Here is a 20691-nt window from a genome sequence, read left to right as displayed (position 1 = left end):
TCGGGGGCCGGGGCGTGTCGGACACGCCAGGGGTGCGGGCTGCGCCGGATCACTCGTGCCGGAGGGCGTCGATCGGGCGCAGCGAGGCGGCCCGGTTGGCGGGGTAGCTGCCGAAGAACAGCCCGATCGCGACGGCGATGCCGAAGGCGCCGAGCACCGACTCGGGGATCACCACCGGCTTGATGCCGACGATCTCGAAGTGCGAGCCGGCGATCCCGACCAGCACGCCGAGTCCGGCGCCGATCACCGACAGCAGGGTGGACTCGGTCAGGAACTGCCCGAGGATGACCCCGCGCGGCGCGCCGAGCGCCTTGCGAATGCCGATCTCCCTCGTCCGCTCGGTGACGGTGACCAGCATGATGTTGGTGATGCCGATCCCGCCGACCAGCAGCGAGATCGCGGCCACCGCGCCCAGCAGCACGGTGAAGGTCTTCGTGGTGGACTCGCGGGCGGTGAGCAGCGAGGCCTGGTTGCTGATCCGGAAGTCCGCCTTGCTCGGGTCGGTGATCGCGTGGGTGCCGAGCAGCACCCGGGTGATCTCGGCCTGCGCGGCGGTGGTGGTGTCCGCGGAGGTGGCCTGCACCAGGATCTGGTTGACCGAGCCGAAGCCGGTGAAGGCGTTCTGCACCGTCGGCAGCGGGGCGATCACCACGTCGTCCGGGTCGGTGAAGCCGGTGCCGCCCTTGGCCCGGAGCACCCCGACCACGGTGAGCGGCGTACCGCCGACGGTGATCTGCCTGCCGACCGGGTCGGCGGCGGCGAACAGCTGCTTCGCGGTGGTGGCGCCGAGCACGGCGACCTTGCGGGAGCCGAGCACGTCGTCGTTGGAGAAGTACTCGCCGTGTCCGATCCGCTGGTTGGCGGTCTCGAAGTAGGCGGGGTAGGTCCCGACGATCGAGCCGGGCGTGTACGAGATGTCCCCGTACAGCGCGGTGCCGGAGGCGGTGACGACCGGGGCGACCGACTTGATCGCCGTGGTGTCCGGGTCGCTCGCCAGCGCCCTGGCGTCGGCCACGGTGAGCTTCTTGGCGGCGGAGGCCGTCCGCGCCCCGCCGAAGGCGGAACCGGAACTGACGGTCAGCGAGTTGGTGCCGAGCGAGGTGATCGACTCCTTGACCGCCTCGGAGGAGCCGTTGCCGACCGCCAGCAGCAGGATCACCGAGGCGACGCCGATCAGCACCCCGAGCATCGTCAGGGCGGAACGCACCTTGTTGGCCGCCAGGCCGCCGACGGCGAAACGGAGCATCTGCCAGAGGATCACGCGAGCACCCCCCGGGCGTCGGCCGCCGGACGCAGCGCGGGCGGGGGACCGTCCACCGGGGCGTGCCGGACGTCGCTGACGATCGCGCCGTCGACCAGCCGGATCACCCGCTTGGCGTGCAGCGCGACCTCGTCCTCGTGGGTGATCAGGACCACCGTGCGACCGGTCGCGTTGAGGCCGTCGATGATCGCGAGCACCTCCTCGGTGGAGCGGCTGTCGAGGTTGCCGGTCGGCTCGTCGGCGAGCAGCATCGCCGGCGCCGTGACCAGCGCCCGGGCGACGGCGACCCGCTGCTGCTGGCCGCCGGAGAGCTCGTTCGGCCGGTGCCCGGCGCGTTCGGCGAGGCCCACCAGGGAGAGCGCGGCCACCGCCCGGCGGCGCCGCTCGGCGGCCCGGACGCCCGCGTAGGCGAGCGGCAGCTCGACCTGGGCGAGAGCGGTGGTGCGGGGGATCAGGTTGAAGGACTGGAAGACGAAGCCGATCTTGCGGTTGCGGACCAGCGAGAGCTGCTGCTCGTCCAGGTGTCCGACGTCGATGCCGTCCAGCAGGTAGCGGCCGGTGGTGGGGACGTCCAGGCAACCGAGGATGTTCATCAGGGTGGACTTCCCGGAGCCCGAACTGCCCATCACCGCCACGAAGTCGCCCTGCTCGACGTCCAGGCTGACGCCCAGCGGCCCGCCGGTGGCCGGGTCGGCCGGCCCGTGCAGCGCGTGCACGGTGGCGTCGCCGTGCCCGTACGACTTGGTCAGGCGGCGGATCTGGATCACCGGCGGTGGCGCCGATCCCGGCCCGGCGGTGGGATTCCGGCGCGCCATCAGCGAGTACCGCCGGCCCGGCCCGCGCCGCCCCCGGTACCCCCGGCGCCACCGGCACCGCCGAACCCGGCCACGCCCGTGCCGCCGCCGTTGCGGCCGCCCTGGCCGCCCCCTCCCGGGAAGGAGCCGTTGGGGAAGCCGTTGGTGCCGCTGGTGGAGGCGAGTTCGACCTTGTCGCCCTCGTTCAGCCCGGAGACCACCTGGACGGTGGTGTCGCCCTCGACGCCCACGCCGACCTCGACCCGCTCGGTGGTCCCGTCCGGGTGCACCACGGTGGCGGTCCGGGTGCCACCGGTCCCGGCCAGCGCCGCGGTGGGCAGCGAGAGCGCGTTGTCGGCCTCGCCGGTGACCACCGAGACGGTCGCGCTGAGGCCGGTGCGGAGCTTGCCGGTGTCACCGGTGATCTGCAGCGTGGCCGCGTACTGGACGGCGGCCGCGCCGCCGGTGCCGCCGCTGCTCACGGGCAGCGAGCTGACCGACAGGACGGTGGCGTTGAGCTTGGTGTCGGACTGCGCGTTCAGGGTGACGGTGGCCGCCTCGCCCTTCTTCAGCTTGAGCGAGTCCAGTTCGGAGAAGTTGGCGGTGACCTGCATCCCGGTCGGGTTGGTCAGCACGATGAAGCCGCTCGGCGCGGCGGAGCCCGCGCTGGCGCCCGAGGACTTGGCGGCGCCCGAGGCGGTGCCGGTGCCACCGCCCACCGTGTCGCCGACCTTGCCGGTGACCGACGCCACCGTGCCGTCCACCGAGGCGGTCAGCGTGGTCCCGGCCAGGGCGGCCTGGGCGTTGGCCAGGTTGGTCCGGGCGGTGGCCACCTGCTGCTCGGCCTGGGCGACGGCCGCCTCGTCCACCTTGGTGGTGGTGATCGTGGTGGTCTGCGGAGCGGGCGTACTGCTCACGCCCGCTCCGCGCTCCCCACCTCCGGCGCCCCCGCCGTTGCCGCCGGTGCCGCCGGTGCCGCCGGACGGCTGGGCGGTGCCCGGGATCTGCTGGGTGGTCGTGGTGGTGACCCCGGCCTCCGCCTTGTCGAGATTGGCGTCGGCCGTGGTGAGGGCCGCCTTGGCCGCGTCCACCTGCTGCTGGGCCGCCGTGGTGTCGACCGTCGCCAGCACCTGGCCCTTGGTCACGGTGTCGCCCACCGCCACCTTGATCGCCGTCAGCTTCCCGCCGGTGGTGAAGTCCTGGGCCGCGTCGGTGGGCGAGACCAGGGTTCCGGTTCCGGACACGGTGGCCAGGACCGTGCCCCTGGCCACCGTCGCCGTCCGGACCTGCGCCTTGCCGGCCGCCTTCTCGGTACCGCCGTCCAGCGTCGTGTACGCCAGAGCCACGGCGCCCACCAGGGCCACGCCGAGCGCGGAGTTCAGGAGGACGGCACCACGCCGTCGCAGGAGCACCTTCATGCCGCACAGCTTCGCCGGACGCCCTTTCGAGCTCCTGAGCCCCGGCTGGGAGAACGCTGACCGCCCGAATCCGGTCATTTCGGCACGTGCCACCCCGTTCGAGCGTGGCTCTTGGCTGCGGGGAGGCCGACCGATGGTGAACCTCCCAGCAGCCTCCCAGCCACCCCCAGCCATCCGGGAGGCGGCCGCCGGCCCCACCTCGCCGGGACGGGCGGGCCACCGGGGTCCGTCGCGTGGGAGGCCCCCCTCTCCCTGCTCGACCCTCCCCGGTCGCCCCTCCCCGGTCGAGAAGGAGCCCGCGGGGGCGGTGGGCTCACAGGCCCGAGGGGGTGGTGCGCTCAGCCGGTCTCCCCGGCCCTGACCAGGCCGCTCTCGTAGGCGAACACGATGGCCTGGGCCCGGTCCCTGGCCGCGATCTTGTCGAGGATCCGTGAGACGTGGGTCTTGACCGTCTGTTCGGCGAGGAACAGCTCCGCCGCTATCTCGCCGTTGGACCGGCCGCGGGCGACGTGGACGAGGACCTCGGTCTCCCGGGGGGTCAGGCCCTTCAGCCGCTCGGGCGTCTTGGACGCCACCGGACGGCTGCGGACGAAGCCCTCGATCAGGCGCCGGGTCACCCGCGGTGCCAGCAGGGCCTCGCCGGCCGCGACGACCCGCACGGCCTGGATCAGGTCGGCGGGCGGGGCGTCCTTGAGCAGGAACCCGCTGGCGCCCGCGGCCAGTGCCTCGTACACGTAGTCGTCGATGTCGAAGGTGGTGAGCATCAGGACCCTCGGCCGGTACCCGGTGCCGGGGGGCGGGTTCATGAGGCGGCGGGTCGCCTCCAGCCCGTCCAGGACCGGCATGCGCACGTCCATGAGCACGACGTCGGGCCGTCGGGCGGCGCACAGGGCCACGCCCTCCTCGCCGTCGCCCGCCTCGCCGACCACGGCGATGTCGGGCTGCGCGTCGAGCAGGGCGCCGAAGCCGGCGCGGATCATGGCCTGGTCGTCGACGATGAGTACGTTGATGGTCACGGTGTTCCCGGTAGTGGCAGGACGGCGGCCATCCGGAAGCCGCCGTCGGCGAGGGGTTCCGCGGTGAACTCGCCGTCCAGCATGGCGACTCGCTCCCGCATGCCGACCAGGCCGTGTCCACCGGTGCGTGTCTCCACGGCCGGACGCACGTCGCCGGGCGGCGAGTTGACGACACTGACGCGCAGGGCGCCGGCGGAGCGCCGCACCTCGACGTCCGCACGGGCGCCCGGAGCGTGGCGGACCACGTTGCTCAGCGCCTCCTGGACCAGGCGGTACGCCGAGAGGGCGACGGCAGCCGGCAGTCCCGTGGCCGACAGCACGTCGTCGGCCACGTCCAGGCGGGCGTCGACGCCGGCGCGGCGGGTCGCCTCCAGGAGCGCGGGCAGGTCGGACACGTCGGGTTGGGGGGCGTGTTCGCCGTCCGGGGAGTCCTCGTTGCGCAGCACGTGGAGCAGGCGCCGCATCTCCGCGAGAGATCGGCGCGCCTCGGCGGCGATCGCGGCGAACTCACCGGCGGCGCCCGGCGAGACGTCGGCGACGCGGTACGGGGCGCTGTCGGCCTGCACGGTGATCACCGACATGTGGTGGGCCACCACGTCGTGCAGTTCGCGGGCGATGCGGGCGCGCTCGGCGAGGAGCGCCGCCCTGGCCTGCTCGGCCGCGCCCCGCTCCTCCGCCAGCAGGAGGCGGGCCTGGACGTCGCCGCGGCCGCGCACCGCGTTCGCGGTGACCGCCGCGACCGCGAGGATCACCGTCAGCGGGAGCAACGCGGGCAGGCCCCCGTGGGCCGGGACCGTCACGGCCAGCACCGTCCCCACGACGAGCACCTCGCACCACATCGCCACGATCGCCCGGCGCGGGGCCCGCAGCCCCACCACGCCGAGCGTCGTCGCCAGCGTGAGGACCGAGGTCACGGCCCAGGGCCAGGGCTCCGCCGCCGAGTAGGGCCTGGCGAGCGCGGCCGTCAGGGTCACCGCCGCCAACTGCGTCCACCAGGCGGCCCGGGGACGGCTCAGCGCCAGGACGAGCGGGACGGCGCGGGCGACGGTCAGCGCCATCGCCGGGCCGTAGCCGAAGCCGTAGTGCTGGGCCAGGTCCAGGGTGCCTGCGAAGTAGGCGGCCACCGCCAGCAGCCACACCACCGCGGTCAGGATCCTGCCGCCCCGGCGGCCGCCGGGGAAGGGGATCGACGGCCGTGCCAGGTCGCTCCAGACCGCCGCGCGTAAGACGGCCGGGAGGGAGCGCAGGGGGAGACCGACAGAGTGGATCTTCATCGCGGGCCATCGTACGACCGACCCCGCCCCGGCCTCCCGGTCGGTCCGGATCACAGCTGGTGGACCCACGCGTTGACGAGCAGCGCACCGGCGCCCAGGGCCGCCGCCGTCGCCACAACGGGCCAGGCGCCGACCCGTCGGCCCCACATGCCGCCCGCCAGCCGCGCGTGCAGCCGGTGCAGCAGCCACAGCAGCCCCAGCCCGGCGGCCGCCGTCGGCAGGCCCACCCCGAAGTGCGCCAGCCACGCCCCGGCCGTCGTGGGACCGCCCCACGCCGTGGTGTACGGACCCGGCTGGACCAGGGGGTACAGCACGCCGCGCAGCACGAACAGCACCTCCATGCCGATCGGGATCAGGGTCAGCAACCCCAGCGGCACGGCGAGCAGCCCGTGCGCCAGCAGCCGCGCCGCGCCGGGGCCGCGCCGTTCCGTCCGCGCCGTCCCCTGCTCGGCGATCCGGGCCCACCAGCGGCGCGCCGCGTCCGGGCGGCCTGCGGCGAGCGCGCCGACCGCGGCGACCGAGACGGGCAGGAGCGTGGCGGCCTGCCCGATCCTGCGCACGAACCCGGACCGGAGCAGACCGGTGCGGGACCCGGCGGCGGTGCTGTTGCGGTGCGAGGCGATGACGGTCATGGTCTCTTCTCACTCTCTGGTCAACCCGTGTGCCGACACCCCGAAAGCTACGAGCCGGAGGCCACCCGGCACGTCCCACCGCAGAGCCAAACCGACCCCCTACGGCGGTAGGGGGTCGGCGGTCGGCAGTCGCGGGATGACGAGGTGCACGCCGCCCGGAACGCCGACGGGCGGCGTGCGCCGACCCGGTGTCGGAGTACGCCGCCCGGGGGCGGTGCGAGGTGCGGAGGGCTGCCGCGTCGCCACGGCGGCTACTTCGGGTCGCGGTTGAACGTGGAGGTCGACCAGCGGTAGCCGAGGGCGGTGAGACCGAGGCACCAGGCGAGGGCGATCCATCCGTTGTCGCCGATCTGCGTGCCGAGGAGCAGCCCGCGCAGGGTCTCGATGGCGGGGGTGAAGGGCTGGTACTGGGCGATCGGCTGGAACCAGCCGGGCATGGAGTGGACGGGGACGAACGTGCTGGAGATGAGCGGGAGGAAGATCAGCGGCATGGCGTTGTTGCTGGCGGCCTCGGCGTTCGGGCTGACCAGGCCCATGCCGACGGCGATCCAGGTGAGCGCCAGGGCGAACAGGACGAGCAGGCCGAAGGCGGCGAGCCACTCCAGCGGCGTGGTGTCCGTGGTGCGGAAGCCGATGGCGAGGCCGACGGCGCCGACGAGGAGCACGCTCATGACCGCCTGCAGGACGCTGCCGACGACGTGTCCGACGAGCACGGAGCCGCGGTGGATCGCCATGGTGCGGAAGCGGGCGATGATGCCCTCGGTCATGTCGTTGGAGACGGAGACCGCGGTGCCGATGGTGGTGCTGCCGATGGTCATCAGCAGGATGCCCGGGACGAGGTAGGCGATGTAGGCGGAGCGGTCGCCGCCGCCGATGCCCGCGCTCATGGCGTCGCCGAAGATGTAGACGAACAGGAGCAGCAGCATGACCGGGGTGAGCAGGAGGTTCAGCGTCAGGGACGGGTAGCGCCGGGCGTGCAGCAGGTTGCGCCGCAGCATGGTGGACGAGTCGCGGACGGCGAGGGAGAGGGTGCTCATCGGGCGTTCTCCTTGGGCTGGTCGGGGACGGCGGCGGTGGCGGTGAGGGCGAAGAACACGTCGTCGAGGTCGGGGGTGTGCACGGTCAGCTCGTCGGCCTCGATGCCGGCGGTGTCGAGGTGGTCGAGGACGCTGCGCAGGTTGCGCTGGCTGCCGTCGCTGGGGATCTGCAGGGCGAGGGTCTCGTCGTCGGGGGTGGCTCCGGGCAGGGCGGTGGCGGCGGCCCGGTAGGCGGCCGGGTCGGTGAAGCGGAGGCGGACGTGGCCGCCGGGGACGAGTCGTTTGAGCTCGTCGGCGGTGCCTTCGGCGGCGATCCTGCCGTTGTGGAGGACGGCGATGCGGTCGGCGAGCTGGTCGGCCTCCTCGAGGTACTGGGTGGTGAGGAAGACGGTGACGCCGCCGGTGACCAGTTCGCGGATGATCCGCCACATGGTGTGGCGGGAGCGGGGGTCGAGGCCGGTGGTGGGTTCGTCGAGGAAGATGATGCGTGGGTCGCCGACCAGGGTCATGGCGATGTCGAGGCGGCGCTTCATGCCGCCGGAGTAGGTGGAGGCGGGCTTCTTCGCGGCGTCGGTGAGGTCGAAGCGCTCCAGGAGTTCGGCGGTGACGCGGCGGCCCTCGCGCCGGGGCAGGTGGTGCAGGTCCGCCATGAGGAGCATGTTCTCCTCGCCGGTGATCAGGCCGTCGACGGCGGAGAACTGCCCGGTGACGCCGATCGCGGCGCGCACGGCCTGCGGGGCGGCGGTGAGGTCGTGGCCCGCGACCCGGGCCTGCCCGCCGTCGGCGGTGATGAGGGTGGAGAGGATCTGCACGGTGGTGGTCTTGCCGGCGCCGTTCGGTCCGAGCAGGGCGAACACCGAGCCGGCGGGGATGCGCAGGTCGATGCCGTCGAGGACGGTCTTCTCGCCGTAGGACTTGCGCAGACCGTTCGCCGCGATGGCCGGGTTGGTCATGATGGGTGCTCCTCGGTGGCTGCGGGTCAGAGGCTGCGGGCGGTGATGTCGCCGTAGGCGGTGGTCGCGTGGATGGTCAGGTCGGCGGTGCCGCCGGTGTTCCTGAGCTCGTTGTGGATCCGGCCGTAGGTGGTGCCGGCGTCCAGCGAGGCCGAGACGCCGGGAGCGGCGCCGACCGCCAGGTTGCCGGCCTGGGTGTGCAGCTCGACCGTGCCGCGCACGGCCTCGGCGACGGCGATGTCGCCCTTCTGGGTGCTGAGGTGCGCGGGGCCGGTGAGGCGGCCGACGGTGATGTCGCCGGCCTGGAGGGCGAGGCGGGCGCTCGCGGCCTCGTCGAGCCTGACCGCGCCCTGCGCGCCGTCGAAGGCGACGTCCCCGAGGCGGCCGACGCCGTGGAACTCGGCGGCGGCGGTCCGGGCCTCGACGTGGGAGCCGACGGGCAGCTGGACGGTCACCTCGACGAAGCCGGAGGGGCCGAGGCTCTTCCCGTCCGGGGTCTCGATCCGCAGGACGCCGTCGCGGTACTCGACGGTGGTCTGCTCCGCCGCCTTCACGTCGCGCCCCTTCGAGGCGTCCGCGGGCCGGACCTCCACCACGGTGTCGGCCCGATCGGCGGCGACGACCTGGATGCGCCCCGCGGCGATGTCCAGGACGGCGGCGATCGGGGCGGTGGTGTCGAACTTCTGCATCGTTCTCTCCTGCTGCTGCGGTGTTCGTTTCTGACTCCGCAAAAGCTACGTTGCGTTCGATGATCAGGCAACAGCCCCGTTGCGCAATACCTGTATCGTCGCAGCTCAGGGCGGCAATATTGTTGCAACGGTTCTGTTTCTAACGCAACGACAGTCATCTCGACCGTTGCAACAGATTGAGAATGAACGCTACGCCGGGCAATCGGAACGCGGGCGGGGAGACCGGCACGCAGCCTGACCTGCGGCGCGACGAGTCAGACGGTTTCGACTTCCGCCCGGAGCCATCACCACCCACCCACTCGGGGCGCCTCGCCGCTTCGGCGAGGCGCCCCGAGGACCAAGCGGCCGCGGGCAGTCGCAGGCGACTACGTGGTCGAACTCGCCGGCCTACCTTGATCTTTAGTCCGACACCGGAATACATCTGTGCCGGCATGGACACCCACTACTGCCCTCCCTACCTTCGTATCTGACGGTCCGACCGGGCCGATTCGAAGGGGGGCAACATGACCGAGAACCCGAGCCTGACGCGGCTGACCGGTAGGCCCAACGGCCCCAACTGCGATGACGACGACTGCCCGAACGTCTACGCGACCGATCGCGACACATTCGTGGTCCAGGGCGATCACTTCGCCGCCCTCCAGGTGCCGGGGGGTGAGTCCGCGGTGGAGATCCCCCGGAGCGTCCTGGAGGAGGCCGTCCGTGCTCTTGGATGGTGACCAGTGGCGCGAGCACTTCGATGCGTACGAGCGGGATGCGTTCCGGTTCGAAGCCCAGCCGACATACTCCATGCCGCGCGAGGCCGAGAACCTTGCGCGGTTCCTGCGTGGTGAGCCGAAGCCGGACGGGCACAACGCGGCCTGGCACCGAAGGGTTCAGGGGTTCGTTTCCTCCGGAAGGACGATCGGACGCGTCCGTGTGGTGCGCCGGCCGTTGACCGACTACCAGCGGTACCAATTCGCCTGGGGGATTCCCGGCAACATCGCGGCCGGGGAAGACATCCGGATTCTGGACGCCACCGATCAGGACTTCGGGATTCCCTCCCAGGACTGGTGGATGTTCGACGAATCCTCGGTCGTGCATCTGAACTTCCGGCCGGACGGCACGCAGATCAACCGCGAGCTGGTCAACGGTCGGGCAGCAGAGTGCCGGGAGTTGAAGAGGATTGCGATCGCGAACTCGGTGCCCTTCGTCGACTACCTGAAAGCCCACGGATGACGCTCGATCCCGATCAGCTCGGACGGTCGAAGCAGGATCTGGCCGAGTTGCTCAGGAGCCTCCGCTTGCAAGCCGGTCTCACTGGAGACCGGCTTGCAGCGCGTTGTGGCATCAGCCAGAGCAAGATCAGCAAGATCGAAAGAGGGAAGGCCACACCGAGTGCCGTTGACGTGGAGCGGATCCTCAGCGCGCTCGACGCACCGAGGGACCTCATCCGGGAGACCACCTCACTGGCACGGATCGCGAACACCGAGTGGCAGGACAAACGCTCCTCGTGGCGCCGCGGTATCGAGAAGCGGCAGGCCGAACTATCCAGTCTGGAGACCGCCGCATCCGAGCTGCGGTACTTTCTTCCCGCGATGATCACCGGCCTGCTCGCCACGCCGGAGTACATGCATGCCAGCCTGGCAAACACAAAGGGAGACAGAACCGGGGTAGTCAACCGGAAGATGGAAAGGCAAGCCCTGCTCTATGACGAATCCAAGTCATTCACGTTCATCCTGACCGAACAGGCCGTCAAGTGGGCCATGCTCCCGCCTCTGGCTATGGCCATGCAGATCGACCGGCTCGCCTCGCTGTCCTACCATCCATCTGTTCGCCTCGGACTGTTGCCTATCGGCACACCGTTGACGCGTGGCCCGATGAACACGTTCACGATCTACGACGACCGACTGGTCACCGTGGAGACCTTCACCGGCCGGATAGTCTTCCGCGATTCGAAAGACATTGTCCAGCACCTGGAGATCTTCACATTGTTCGAGGAGAATGCAGTCTTCGGAGAATCCGCCCGAGGCCTACTCGCCGAATGGTCTGCCGCTTATCGCACATAAAGCCGACTCCACCCGCTGGACGATTATTTCGGAACGGGAATCGCATTGATTGACCGTTCCGCCTTCCCTAGCTTGTTTCCCGTGCGGACGGACCAGCGGAGCGCCGTCGGTCCGGGAGATGACGACGAAGGGGAAGTACATGTCCAGGCCCACGTTCGACGGAAAGCACGGCGGCGGCACCGGATCGGGTACCGGCGGCGGCCAGCAGGACGACAGCAGCAGCGGCAACAAGCACGGTGGCGGCGGTTCCTCCGAGGGTGGCAACACCTCGGACGGCAAGGGTCCGGCGGACGGTAAGTAGCCGGTGATCGAGCAACACGAAGCGGAGGCCGGCCGAGCCAGGCTGGCCTCCGCGCTCATCGCGAACGGGTCACTGACGTCAGACTGGCTACCGGGCTACGCCGCCGTGCCCCGCCACCTGTTCGTACCGGACACCGTCTGGCCCGGTCGGGCTGATGGCGTGCGACAGGGCGAAGCGGTCAACCGGGACGCCGACCGGGCCGCATGGTGGGAGGCCGTCCATTCAGATGTGCCGCTCACCACGCAGTGGGACGACGGGGCGCACGCCGGGACCGGCCGGGGCACCATACCGACATCGTCCAGCTCCATGCCGACCATGGTGTTCTCCATGCTCGCCGCGCTGAACGTCGAGGACGGCAACCGCGTTCTGGAGATCGGCACGGGGACGGGTTGGAACGCCGCGCTCCTGGCACACCGGCTCGGGCCTGGAAACGTCGTCACGGTGGAGGTGGACCATTACAGCGCGGCCGCCGCACGACAACGGCTCGCGAAGGCCGGGTACGCCCCGACGTCCGTGGTCGGCGATGGGGCAGATGGCTATGCGAAGGGCGCGCCGTACGACCGGGTGATTGCCACGTGTTCGGTCGGCCGGATTCCACAGGCGTGGGTCGAGCAGGCACGACCCGGTGGGGTGATCGTCGTGCCATGGGGGCCCGAGTACGGCGGAGAGGCGGTCGTCCGGCTCACGGTCGGCGACGACGGCACGGCGAGCGGCAGGTTCATCGGATCGTCCGCGTTCATGCGGCTCCGGCAGCAACGAGCCGAGCGGCCGGACAGCCTGGTCTACCTCTCGGGGCCCTGGCCGGCGGACGGAGCACGGTCGTCAACACCCTTGTCACCGGAAGACGTTGGCGGGTGGCTGGAGATGTTCGTCATCGGTGTGCAGGTGCCAGGGGCTTTCCCCCTGATCGAGCGCTATCAGGACGGCGCCTACACGCTATGGCTGCACGACACTGCCGTCACGTCATGGGCGACCGTCGACTGGGAGCCCGATCGGGGCGACTACGAGGTGGTGCAGTCCGGCCGGCGGCGGCTCTGGGACGAGGTGGACGCGGCCTGGCGCTGGTGGGACGCCCGGGGTCGGCCCGGCTTCGACCGGTTCGGGCTCACCGTGGCAGGGGCGAGCCATTCGGTGTGGCTGGACAGCCCGGACAACCCGGTAGCCCTCAGCGGCTGATGGCTCGGACGGAGTGGGAAGTCGGAAGGACCGACTTCCCACTCCGAGGCACGGCACCTCCACGCGGCGGCCCTTCGCTCAGCTGGAGCGAAGGACCGCCGGATCGATTTGCTACGCGTCGGCGATGAAGTGGTCGAACTCGCCAGCCTTGACGCCCTGGAGGAACTTGGCGAACTTGAGGGCGGTGGTGCGGACGATGACCTCGGCGTCGTCGGACTCACGGAGTTCGATCAGCCCGGCGGCGTTACGCACCTCGACACAGTCACCACCGGATCCGCTGAAGGAAGACTTCTGCCACTCGATGTCGGTCATGTTCGGCCTCTCACAGCTCTCGTTCGACCTTGTGGATCAGGTCTCGGGACTTGCTCTCGCTCAGGGCTGACGCTTCGGTGCGCCCGAAGATGGAGCGGTAGCTGACAAGCTCGCTTGCAGCATCGACGAAGATCGGTCCTCCTGACGACTCCAGTTCGACGGTGTCCAGCTCTGGCACAGAACCGAACGCATAGGTGAGGTTCTCGACCGCGCCAGGGAAGGTTTCGACATCGAACGGCACGACTCGAATGGTCATCCACGACTGTTCCGAGTCTTCGAGGAGCGACCTGAGCTGCTCCTTCAGGACCTGCGTGCCACCAAACCTCGTCCACAGCGCGGACTCGTACACGAAGGCCGTCAGTGGTTTCCGGTCCCTGCGAAGGTCCGTCTTGCGCTGCATCCGGAATGCCGTCCGCGCCTCCAGCTCGTGACGCGGGAGTTGGGGAATCAATCGCCCGAACACCGCTGATGCATAGCTGATGGTCTGGCACGGACCAGGGATGTGGGTGAGCACCCACATCATCAGCTCGCGCGATCCCTTCTCCAGCTCCGCGTTCTCAAGGAAGCCGTCCGGGATGGTTCCGCGGTACTCCTCCCACCATCCCTTCGAACGCTCCTGGATCATCGCCTCAAGTGCTTCGACCAGAGGGTGGTTCATGCACTTGCATGCCGCGGCGAACGACTGCAGACGCTCCCGGCTCAAGCCGACCTTTCCCGACTCCATCTGACTGACCTGGGTTCTATCGATTCCCAGAGCCCGACTCAGGCTGGGAGCAGACAGCCCCGCGGCCTCACGCATCTTTCGCAGCTCGGCACCGATGCGGCGCTGACGGAGTGTGGGGTTGGGTCGTGGCGGCATGGCTTCCTTCCTTGCCCAATGTGGCCCAAGTCTGCCGCGCTGCTCCGGTGCGGGTCCACCTCGGGACAGGGCGAGCACTCAAGGGTGAATCTATCCAGTTGCAGGATCACAGGTGATACAGAGTCTGTATAGTCGACAGCACATTGGTCCGACGGATCGTCAGTAATGCCTATCCATCGGGCAGTAGGCGCCTGCTGCCCGTGCACCGCAGAGCAGCCGCGCGTGGCATCAACCAGCCCCGCACCGGCCTGGCTCACGGCGACGATTCCGCCGATCGAACCCGAATCCACCACCGCCCCTCCCGGAGGTTCCCGATGTGTGCCTTCAACCCGCCCGACTGGTCCGCCGCCCGCGAGGCGCTGCGCGACGCCCTGACCGCCGCCGGCTGGCCGCCCGACGTGATCGGCGACGCCGAGCTCGCCCTGCACGAGCTCTTCGTCAACGCCTGGAAGCACGGGGGCAACCCCGCGCCCACCGTGGTCGTCGTCCTGCTCTCCGACCGCACCGTCCGCGTCTCCGTCGCGGACGACAACCCGGTGCTCCCCGAACCCCGCACCCCCGCCGACCCCTACGAGCTCTCCGGCCGGGGCCTGTTCCTCGTCCGCTCGCTCACCCACCGCTTCGGCGCCGCCCCTCGCGAGCGCGGCAAGGGCAAGTTCGTCTGGTTCGAGCTGGACGCCGCCGCGTGAACCACGACCACCAGGGCACCGAGGAGCAGCCGTGGACGTCCTGAGCACCCACGTCGAGCGCACCACCGCCGCCTACCTCGCCGTGGAGCGCGTCCCCGACGCCGCCCTCCAACTCCGCTTCGCCGTCGACCTCGACGTCCACGCCGCCCCCGGCGAGCACGTCGCGTTGCCCCTCACCCGCGACCAGGCCCACGACCTCCTCCACGCCCTCGCCGCCCACCTCGGCCACCGCGTCCTCGGGGTCCGCCGATGAGAACCGGCACCGCCGCCTTCCTGATCGGCGCGGCCTTCGCCGTCCTCCTCGCCCTGGCGATCGCCACGGTCGCCCTCGGCGTCGTCACCGCCCTCAGGGTCGACGACGACCGCCCCTCGCCCCCGCGCCCGATCACCCGCCACGGCCGCTGGGAGCTGCGCCGACTCCCCGACGGCACCCACGAGTACGCCTGGATCGCCCGCCAGGCCGGCCGCTTCGGCCCCGAGACCGACCGCCCGCCCGTCCCTCGCGGACGACACCGCATACCCGCCTGACCGACAGCACGCGGAGACCCTCGCCCCCCCCGGGGCGGGGGTCTCGCGGTGCCGCGTCAGGCGAGGGCGGTGGCCGTCAGGGCCGGGGCCGCGGCACCGAAGACCCGACCACCCCGGCGGTCGTTACGCAGCCGATGGGTGGCCGTGACACGACCGGCCGGGGACCGCGACACGGCACTCCTACCGTCACTGACGAAGCCCCGGCCCAGCCGGCCGGGGCCCGCGTCCCGACGAAGGAGTGACACCGCATGACCAGGAGCCGTACCCACCGCTCGCCCGCCCGCCGTGTGCTGGCCGTCTGCACCCTGACCGGTGCCGCACTGCTGGCCTCCCTCTCCGGCGGGCAGGCCTGGGCCGACGGCGCCCCGCAGCCCGCACCCGCCGCGCCCAACGCCGGCCAGGCGGCAGGCTCGGGCGCGGCTCCGGGCTCCGTGCCGCAGCCGAAGGTCTCCCGCCCGGCCTCCGCCCCCACCGGGTGGGCCGCCGAGGCCGGCTCGGGCCAGGCCCCGAGCTCCGTCCCCCAGCCGAAGGTCTCCCGCCCGGCCTCCGCCCCCACCGGGTGGGCCGCCGAGGCCACCCCGTCCCCCGCCCCGGCAGGCGGCTCCGGCTCCGGCTCCGGCTCCGGTCCCGCCCCGGCGAGCCCGCAGGTGCGCGAGGTGCCCAAGGGCGCCGCACAGGCCGGCGACGGCTCCGGCTCGACCGACTCCTCCGGCCTCAAGCTGGCCGGCGGCGGCGCCGTCGCGGCCGTCGGCGCCGGCGTCCTGGGCTTCGCCTTCCTGCGCCGCCGCTCCGGTGCGCGCGGCTGACACCGGCCCCGAGCCCTCGCGGCACCCCGTCGCCCCTGCTGCGTACGGGCCCGTGCGCAGCGGGGGCCCGGGGGGCCCGGCCCCGACGGGGCGGCCGGGGACCGGGGACGTGACCAGCCGTCACCGGGGCGAGGAGGCACCCGCCCGGCACCGGGCCGAGGTGACCATCGCGCACCGCGGCACCCGTGCAGGGAGCCACCGCCGGGCCCGCAGCGCCCGCCACGACCCGGCCGGACCGCGCCGGACCGCGCTGCGCCGGACCGCCTTCGGCGCGGCCGGCCTGCTCTGCCTGCTGCTCGGCGCCTCCGTGGCACTGTCGAGCCGGCAGACCCCGGTGGTCCGGATCGAGGCCTCGGCGCACCAGCCCGGCGGCATCGCACCCACCGACCCCCAGCGGCCGACGGAAGCCGGCCCCGCAACCGGCCAGGCCGGCACCGCGGGCACGGCCCCGGCCGGCGCGCCGCGCCCGTTCGCGGCCTCGCCGCCGACCCGCCTGCGCGTCCCCGCCGCCGGGGTGGACGCGCCGGTCACCGGCCTCGGCCTGAACGCCGACGGCACGGTCGAGGTCCCGGCCGCCGACCGGGCCCAGGAGGTCGGCTGGTACCGCAACGGCCCGACCCCGGGGGAGACCGGGCCGGCCGTCCTGATCGGGCACTACGACACCGCCCACGGCCCGGCGGTCTTCCGCGGCCTGCCGAAGCTGCAGCCCGGCGACCGGATCCAGGTCGTCCGGGCCGACGGCAGCACGGTGGACTTCAAGGTCCGCTCGCTGCTCCAGGCCGCCAAGGACCGCTTCCCGACCGGGGCGGTGTACGGCGACACGGCCGCGCCCGAACTGCGGCTGATCACCTGCGGGGGCCGGATCGGCGCCGACGGCCACTGGACGGACAACATCATCGTCCTGGCGGACCTGGCCACCCCGACGGGCTGAGGACGGACGGCGCCGCCGAGGCCGGCGGTTCCGTCGTCCGGGCAGCCCCGGCCGACGGAACCGCCGGCCGCCGTCCGGGCGACCTGTCCACCGGGGACGGACCGGTGCACCACCGCATGCCGGCGGCCCGGAGACTGGACACACGCAGGCGCAAGCGCCGCCGCCGAGCCCGCAGACCAGGAGGACGAGCAACAGCCGTGGCAGCATCACCCCCGCCCCGCCGCCGGGCCGGCGCCGCGCCCCCGAGGGCGGCCCGGGCCGCCACCACCGCGCCGGTGACCACCGCGCCGATGACCACCGCGCCGATGACCACCGCTCTCTCCGCTCTCCTCGCCGGGCTGGCCGCCCTAGCCGCCTTCCTGCTGACCGCCTGCGGCGCGCCCGGCGAACTCCGCGACCACGGCCCCGCCCGGCAGGTGACGCCGCCGACGGTGCCCCAGCCGCTCTGGTCCGGCCTCGCCGTCGCCCCGCCGCCGACCTCCCCCGCGCCCGGCCGCTCCTCCGAACCCCCACCCCAGCCCGTCCCCGACGTGACCGCCCCGGGGCCGGACCTCACCGCCGTGGACGTCCGCGCCGTCCTGGCGAAGGACCCGGCGGTGAGCCAGGACGAACGGCGCGCACTCGACGGCTGCCCGGACTGCGAGGTCCGCGCCCCGGAGTTCCGCGACCTCACCGGTGACGGCCGGCCCGAGCTGATCGCCGCCGTCGGCACCGTGGGACCGGTCGTCCTGCACGTCTACACCGCATCCGGCGACCGTCTGCTGCCGGTCCTGCGGGTGCAGGTGCTGAAGGGGTTCGGCGCGGAGACCGTCGGTGCGGACCTGTGGCTGCACGAGCCCACCACCGTGACCACCCGGACCAGCAGCCACTACCGCTGGGACGGCACGCGGCTCAGCCTGCTGGAGCAGCGGGTCGAGGGCATCGGTCCGGTCACCGGTCCGGGGCAGGGGAGCACCGGGGACCCGGAGGCCACGCCCGCCACCACACCCGGCCCGAAGGTCAGCCGGCCGTTGGAGCCGCCCACCACGGGCCGGCCCCAGCCCGTTCCGGTCCCGGGCGGCACGGCCTGGGCCGTGACGCCCCAGCCGCAGAGCGGAGCAGGGGTCGGTGGATCGGGCTGGGCCGCGACGCCCCAGCCGCAGAGCGGTGCGGGGCTCGGCGCCCCGCGCCCCGCCGCTTCCCAGCCCGCCCGTCCGACCGCGGCTCCCCCGGAGGCCAAGCCATGAACCCCACCGTTCCCGCGACCGCGCCGGCCGCCCAGCCGCACATCCTCATCGTCGAGGACGACGAGGTGATCCGGGAGGCGACCCGGATGGCGCTGGAGCGCTACGGGTTCCCGGTCTCCACCGCCGCCGACGGCCTGGAGGGGCTGGAGGCCTTCCGCGCCGCCCGCCCCGACCTGATGCTGCTGGACGTGATGCTGCCGCTCCTCGACGGGGTCGGCCTCTGCCGGCGGATCCGCGAGGAGAGCCAGCTGCCGATCCTGATGATGTCGGCGCGCACCGACCCGATCGACGTGGTGTCCGGCCTGGAGGCGGGGGCGGACGACTACGTGGTGAAGCCCTTCGAGAGCGCGGTGCTGGTGGCCCGGATCCGGACGGTGCTGCGCCGGGTCCGTACGGTCCCGGCCGCCGAGGCCCCCGCCCCGGCACCCGCGCCCGCACCCGCACCCGCGCCCGCACCCGTCGACCGCACCGCACCCCACCCCACCGAACCGACCTCGACCGAACAGACCCCCGCCGAACCGGCCCCGCGCAGCGTCCGCAGCTTCGACGGCATGGAGGTGGACACCGAGAGCATGGAGGTCCGGGTGCACGGGCGGCTCGTCCCGCTGACCCCGACGGAGCTGCGACTCCTACTGGAGTTCACCGCCTCGCCCGGCGTCGTCCTGGAGCGCTCCACCCTGCTGGAGCGGGTCTGGGACTACGAGTGGGGCGCCGACACCCGGGTGGTGGACGTCCACGTGCAGCGGCTGCGGGCCAAGATCGGCAGCGGGCGGATCGAGACGGTGCGCGGCTTCGGCTACAAGCTGCGGCGCCCGGCATGACACCGGGAACCACCACGGGGGAACCCGGGAGCCCGGCACCCCTGCCCGCACCCCTGCCCGCTCCGCGGCGCCGCATCGCGCTGCGCCGGATGACCCTGCGCCGGATGACCCTGCGCCGCCAGATCGCCACCGCCGTCGCCGCGATCTCGGTCCTGGTCGCGGTGGCCGTCGGTCTGCTCGTCCACCAGGCGATGATCCGCCAGCACGTCGACCAGGCCCGCGAGTCGGCACTCACCGCGCTCGACTCCACGGTGGCCGCCTACGGGCGCGGGGAGAAGGTCGCCCTGGACGACCCGGCACTGCCGCCGCGGCTGCGCGCGCTCGCGGCGGACGGCCGGCAGGGCTCGTTGCTGGCGGACGGGCCCGAGGGCGAGGCGATGTGGGCGGCCGGCGCCGTCCAGGGCCGGGTGCTCTCCGTCCGGGTCGACTTCACGCAGGACCGGACGGCGATCGCCGACCTGGACCGGATCATCCTGATCACCGTCGCCGCCTCCGTCTTCACGACGGTGCTGGTCGGCGTGCTGGTCGCGGACCGGATCAGCCGGCGGCTGCGGACGGCGGCGACGGCCGCCCGCGGGATCGCCGCCGGGCGGACGGACGCCCGGATCGGTGAGCTGGTCGACGGGCGGGACGAGGTCGCCGACCTCGCGACGGCCGTCGACCAGATGTCCCGGACGCTGCACCGCCGGCTGGCGGACGAGCAGCAGTTCACCGCCGACGTCGCCCACGAGCTGCGCACCCCGCTGACCGGGCTGGTCACCGCAGCCGAGCTGCTGCCGCCGGGGCGGCCCACCCAGCTCGTGCAGAACCGGGTGCAGGCGCTGCGCTCGCTGGTCGAGGACCTGCTGGAGGTCTCCCGGCTGGACGCCGACGCGGAGACCCCGTACCTGTCCGCCGTGCCGCTGGAGCGGGCGGTGCGCCGCACCGTCGGACTGACCGGGCTGGCGGTGGAGGTCGACGTCCGGCCGTCCGCGGCCGACGCCTCGGTGCGCACCGACCTGCGCCGGCTGGACCGCATCCTCGGGAACCTGCTGGTCAACGCCGACCGGCACGGCGGCGGCCCGGTCCGGCTCGAGGTGGACGGTCTGCGGATCACCGTCCGCGACCACGGGCCCGGCTTCCCGGAGGACCTGCTGCGGCACGGGCCGCAGCGGTTCCGGACGAGCGTGCGCGAGCGCGGGCGCGGCCACGGGCTCGGCCTGACGATCGCCCAGGGCCATGCCCGGGTGATCGGCGCGGTCCTGACCTTCGCCAACCACCCGGACGGCGGCGCCGTGGCGACCCTGGAGCTGCCGTCCGACCAGGCGCAGAGCCCGGCCCGGTCGAGCGCCGACCAAGCCCTGCCCGGTTAGTCGGCGACGACCTGCCGGACCCGGCCCACCTCGTAGATCTTCGTGATCCGGCCCGAGGAGTCCAGCACGAGCTCGACGGTGTGGCGGTCGTAGCAGGGGTCGGTGTCGGGGGCCGAGGTGTGGTTGAGGCAGAAGTCGCTGTGCGCCGCGAACCGGGCGAGCGGGACCGGGTGCAGCACGTTGTTCAGGTCGCTGAGCTTGGCGGTGGCGCCCGCCGCGAAGGTGTAGGTCTTCGCCTCCCCCGCCGCGTCGGCCCAGCTGCCGGCGGGACCGTTGCAGAGGTACCTGGTGTCCTTGGCGTGGACGGTGGTCTCGGTGGCCGCCTCGGCGAGGTTCACGATCCGGTGGTTCGCGGGGACGCTCGGCGGGATGCATCCGCCCGTCGCACCACCGCCGGGCTCGGCGGTGGCACCGCCGGTCGGTGCGGTGGCGGCGGGACCGCCCGCGATCGGCCCGGCACCGGTGGCGGCCGGCTCCGGGTCACCCGGACCGCACGCGGTCAGGGTGACGGCGGCGGCGACGGCCACGAGGGCCAGCGGAAGGCTGCGAGTAGGCATGGTGGTTCGTTCCC

At 72.7% G+C, this 20691-nt stretch carries 25 protein-coding genes; 13 read left to right on the top strand and 12 right to left on the bottom strand.

Going from position 1 to position 20691, the window contains the following annotated elements; translation table 11 throughout:
* Positions 1-49: 49 nt before the first annotated feature.
* The 9 genes from MCM47_RS10470 to MCM47_RS10430 form a co-directional block, all read right to left on the bottom strand.
* Positions 50-1261 carry an ABC transporter permease gene (locus tag MCM47_RS10470; protein WP_238860648.1) on the bottom strand — a complete coding sequence of 404 codons (1212 nt, stop codon included), beginning with the start codon at positions 1259-1261 and terminating at the stop codon, positions 50-52.
* Positions 1258-2028, bottom strand: a complete 771-nt coding sequence (locus MCM47_RS10465; protein ID WP_238860646.1) for an ABC transporter ATP-binding protein — start codon at positions 2026-2028, stop codon at positions 1258-1260. The genes MCM47_RS10470 and MCM47_RS10465 overlap by 4 nt, the downstream gene beginning before the upstream one ends.
* Positions 2029-2075: 47 nt before the next feature.
* A complete protein-coding gene (locus tag MCM47_RS10460) occupies positions 2076-3473 on the bottom strand; it encodes an efflux RND transporter periplasmic adaptor subunit (RefSeq protein ID WP_238860644.1) in 1398 nt (465 codons plus the stop codon).
* Positions 3474-3811: 338 nt separating this feature from the next.
* The gene (locus MCM47_RS10455; RefSeq protein ID WP_238860642.1) at positions 3812-4489 is read right to left on the bottom strand and encodes a response regulator transcription factor; all 678 of its coding nucleotides are present in this window, start codon (positions 4487-4489) and stop codon (positions 3812-3814) included.
* Positions 4486-5763 (bottom strand): sensor histidine kinase, encoded by a 1278-nt coding sequence (locus MCM47_RS10450; protein WP_238860640.1) that lies wholly within the window; start codon positions 5761-5763, stop codon positions 4486-4488. The genes MCM47_RS10455 and MCM47_RS10450 overlap by 4 nt, the downstream gene beginning before the upstream one ends.
* 50 nt (positions 5764-5813) lie before the next feature.
* On the bottom strand, positions 5814-6395 hold the full coding sequence (locus tag MCM47_RS10445) for a hypothetical protein (RefSeq protein WP_238860638.1): 582 nt from the start codon (positions 6393-6395) through the stop codon (positions 5814-5816).
* A gap of 251 nt (positions 6396-6646) precedes the next feature.
* Complete coding sequence (locus tag MCM47_RS10440) at positions 6647-7432, bottom strand: ABC transporter permease (protein ID WP_238860636.1); 786 nt, start codon at positions 7430-7432, stop codon at positions 6647-6649.
* Positions 7429-8385 (bottom strand): ATP-binding cassette domain-containing protein, encoded by a 957-nt coding sequence (locus tag MCM47_RS10435; RefSeq protein WP_238860633.1) that lies wholly within the window; start codon positions 8383-8385, stop codon positions 7429-7431. Before MCM47_RS10435 ends, MCM47_RS10440 begins: the two co-directional genes overlap by 4 nt.
* 26 nt (positions 8386-8411) lie before the next feature.
* A complete protein-coding gene (locus MCM47_RS10430; protein WP_238860631.1) occupies positions 8412-9074 on the bottom strand; it encodes a DUF4097 family beta strand repeat-containing protein in 663 nt (220 codons plus the stop codon).
* A 503-nt stretch (positions 9075-9577) separates the two neighbouring features.
* Here MCM47_RS10430 and MCM47_RS10425 point away from each other — a divergent pair.
* The 5 genes from MCM47_RS10425 to MCM47_RS10405 all read left to right on the top strand — a co-directional run bounded on the left by MCM47_RS10425 (position 9578) and on the right by MCM47_RS10405 (position 12596).
* Positions 9578-9790: a hypothetical protein gene (locus MCM47_RS10425; protein WP_238860629.1), complete on the top strand. Its 213-nt coding sequence runs from the start codon at positions 9578-9580 to the stop codon at positions 9788-9790.
* Positions 9774-10289, top strand: coding sequence for a DUF6879 family protein (locus MCM47_RS10420; protein WP_238860627.1), 516 nt, complete (start codon positions 9774-9776; stop codon positions 10287-10289). Before MCM47_RS10425 ends, MCM47_RS10420 begins: the two co-directional genes overlap by 17 nt.
* Positions 10286-11119, top strand: a complete 834-nt coding sequence (locus MCM47_RS10415; protein WP_238860625.1) for a helix-turn-helix transcriptional regulator — start codon at positions 10286-10288, stop codon at positions 11117-11119. Before MCM47_RS10420 ends, MCM47_RS10415 begins: the two co-directional genes overlap by 4 nt.
* Positions 11120-11258: 139 nt before the next feature.
* On the top strand, positions 11259-11420 hold the full coding sequence (locus MCM47_RS10410; protein WP_238860623.1) for a hypothetical protein: 162 nt from the start codon (positions 11259-11261) through the stop codon (positions 11418-11420).
* A 3-nt stretch (positions 11421-11423) separates the two neighbouring features.
* A complete protein-coding gene (locus tag MCM47_RS10405; protein ID WP_238860621.1) occupies positions 11424-12596 on the top strand; it encodes a methyltransferase domain-containing protein in 1173 nt (390 codons plus the stop codon).
* A gap of 111 nt (positions 12597-12707) precedes the next feature.
* On the opposite strand, the gene MCM47_RS10400 is transcribed toward MCM47_RS10405, so the two are convergent.
* The gene (locus MCM47_RS10400; RefSeq protein WP_238860619.1) at positions 12708-12908 is read right to left on the bottom strand and encodes a DUF397 domain-containing protein; all 201 of its coding nucleotides are present in this window, start codon (positions 12906-12908) and stop codon (positions 12708-12710) included.
* 10 nt (positions 12909-12918) lie between these two features.
* Complete coding sequence (locus MCM47_RS10395) at positions 12919-13767, bottom strand: helix-turn-helix transcriptional regulator (RefSeq protein ID WP_238860617.1); 849 nt, start codon at positions 13765-13767, stop codon at positions 12919-12921.
* Between the two features lie 314 nt (positions 13768-14081).
* Between MCM47_RS10395 and MCM47_RS10390 the strand changes: the two genes are divergently transcribed.
* From MCM47_RS10390 to MCM47_RS10355, 8 genes are all read left to right on the top strand, one after another.
* Positions 14082-14456 carry an ATP-binding protein gene (locus MCM47_RS10390; RefSeq protein ID WP_238860615.1) on the top strand — a complete coding sequence of 125 codons (375 nt, stop codon included), beginning with the start codon at positions 14082-14084 and terminating at the stop codon, positions 14454-14456.
* Positions 14457-14487: 31 nt separating this feature from the next.
* The gene (locus MCM47_RS10385; protein ID WP_238860613.1) at positions 14488-14709 is read left to right on the top strand and encodes a hypothetical protein; all 222 of its coding nucleotides are present in this window, start codon (positions 14488-14490) and stop codon (positions 14707-14709) included.
* Positions 14706-14984, top strand: coding sequence for a hypothetical protein (locus MCM47_RS10380; protein ID WP_238860611.1), 279 nt, complete (start codon positions 14706-14708; stop codon positions 14982-14984). The genes MCM47_RS10385 and MCM47_RS10380 overlap by 4 nt, the downstream gene beginning before the upstream one ends.
* Before the next feature lie 248 nt (positions 14985-15232).
* Positions 15233-15790 carry a hypothetical protein gene (locus MCM47_RS10375; RefSeq protein ID WP_238861494.1) on the top strand — a complete coding sequence of 186 codons (558 nt, stop codon included), beginning with the start codon at positions 15233-15235 and terminating at the stop codon, positions 15788-15790.
* A gap of 109 nt (positions 15791-15899) precedes the next feature.
* Positions 15900-16721, top strand: a complete 822-nt coding sequence (locus MCM47_RS10370) for a class F sortase (RefSeq protein ID WP_238861407.1) — start codon at positions 15900-15902, stop codon at positions 16719-16721.
* A gap of 197 nt (positions 16722-16918) precedes the next feature.
* Positions 16919-17947, top strand: coding sequence for a hypothetical protein (locus MCM47_RS10365; protein ID WP_238860609.1), 1029 nt, complete (start codon positions 16919-16921; stop codon positions 17945-17947).
* Positions 17944-18768, top strand: a complete 825-nt coding sequence (locus MCM47_RS10360; protein ID WP_238860607.1) for a response regulator transcription factor — start codon at positions 17944-17946, stop codon at positions 18766-18768. The genes MCM47_RS10365 and MCM47_RS10360 overlap by 4 nt, the downstream gene beginning before the upstream one ends.
* A complete protein-coding gene (locus MCM47_RS10355) occupies positions 18765-20120 on the top strand; it encodes a HAMP domain-containing sensor histidine kinase (RefSeq protein ID WP_238860604.1) in 1356 nt (451 codons plus the stop codon). Before MCM47_RS10360 ends, MCM47_RS10355 begins: the two co-directional genes overlap by 4 nt.
* On the opposite strand, the gene MCM47_RS10350 is transcribed toward MCM47_RS10355, so the two are convergent.
* Entirely contained in the window at positions 20117-20677 is a 561-nt protein-coding gene (locus MCM47_RS10350; protein WP_238860602.1) for a hypothetical protein, read from the bottom strand. The genes MCM47_RS10355 and MCM47_RS10350 overlap by 4 nt on opposite strands.
* Between the last annotated feature and the right edge of the window lie 14 nt (positions 20678-20691).

The sequence above is a fragment of the Kitasatospora sp. A2-31 genome (assembly GCF_022288725.1).
Taxonomy (GTDB): Bacteria; Actinomycetota; Actinomycetes; order Streptomycetales; family Streptomycetaceae; genus Kitasatospora.
This window is presented reverse-complemented; position numbering and strand designations above follow the sequence as displayed.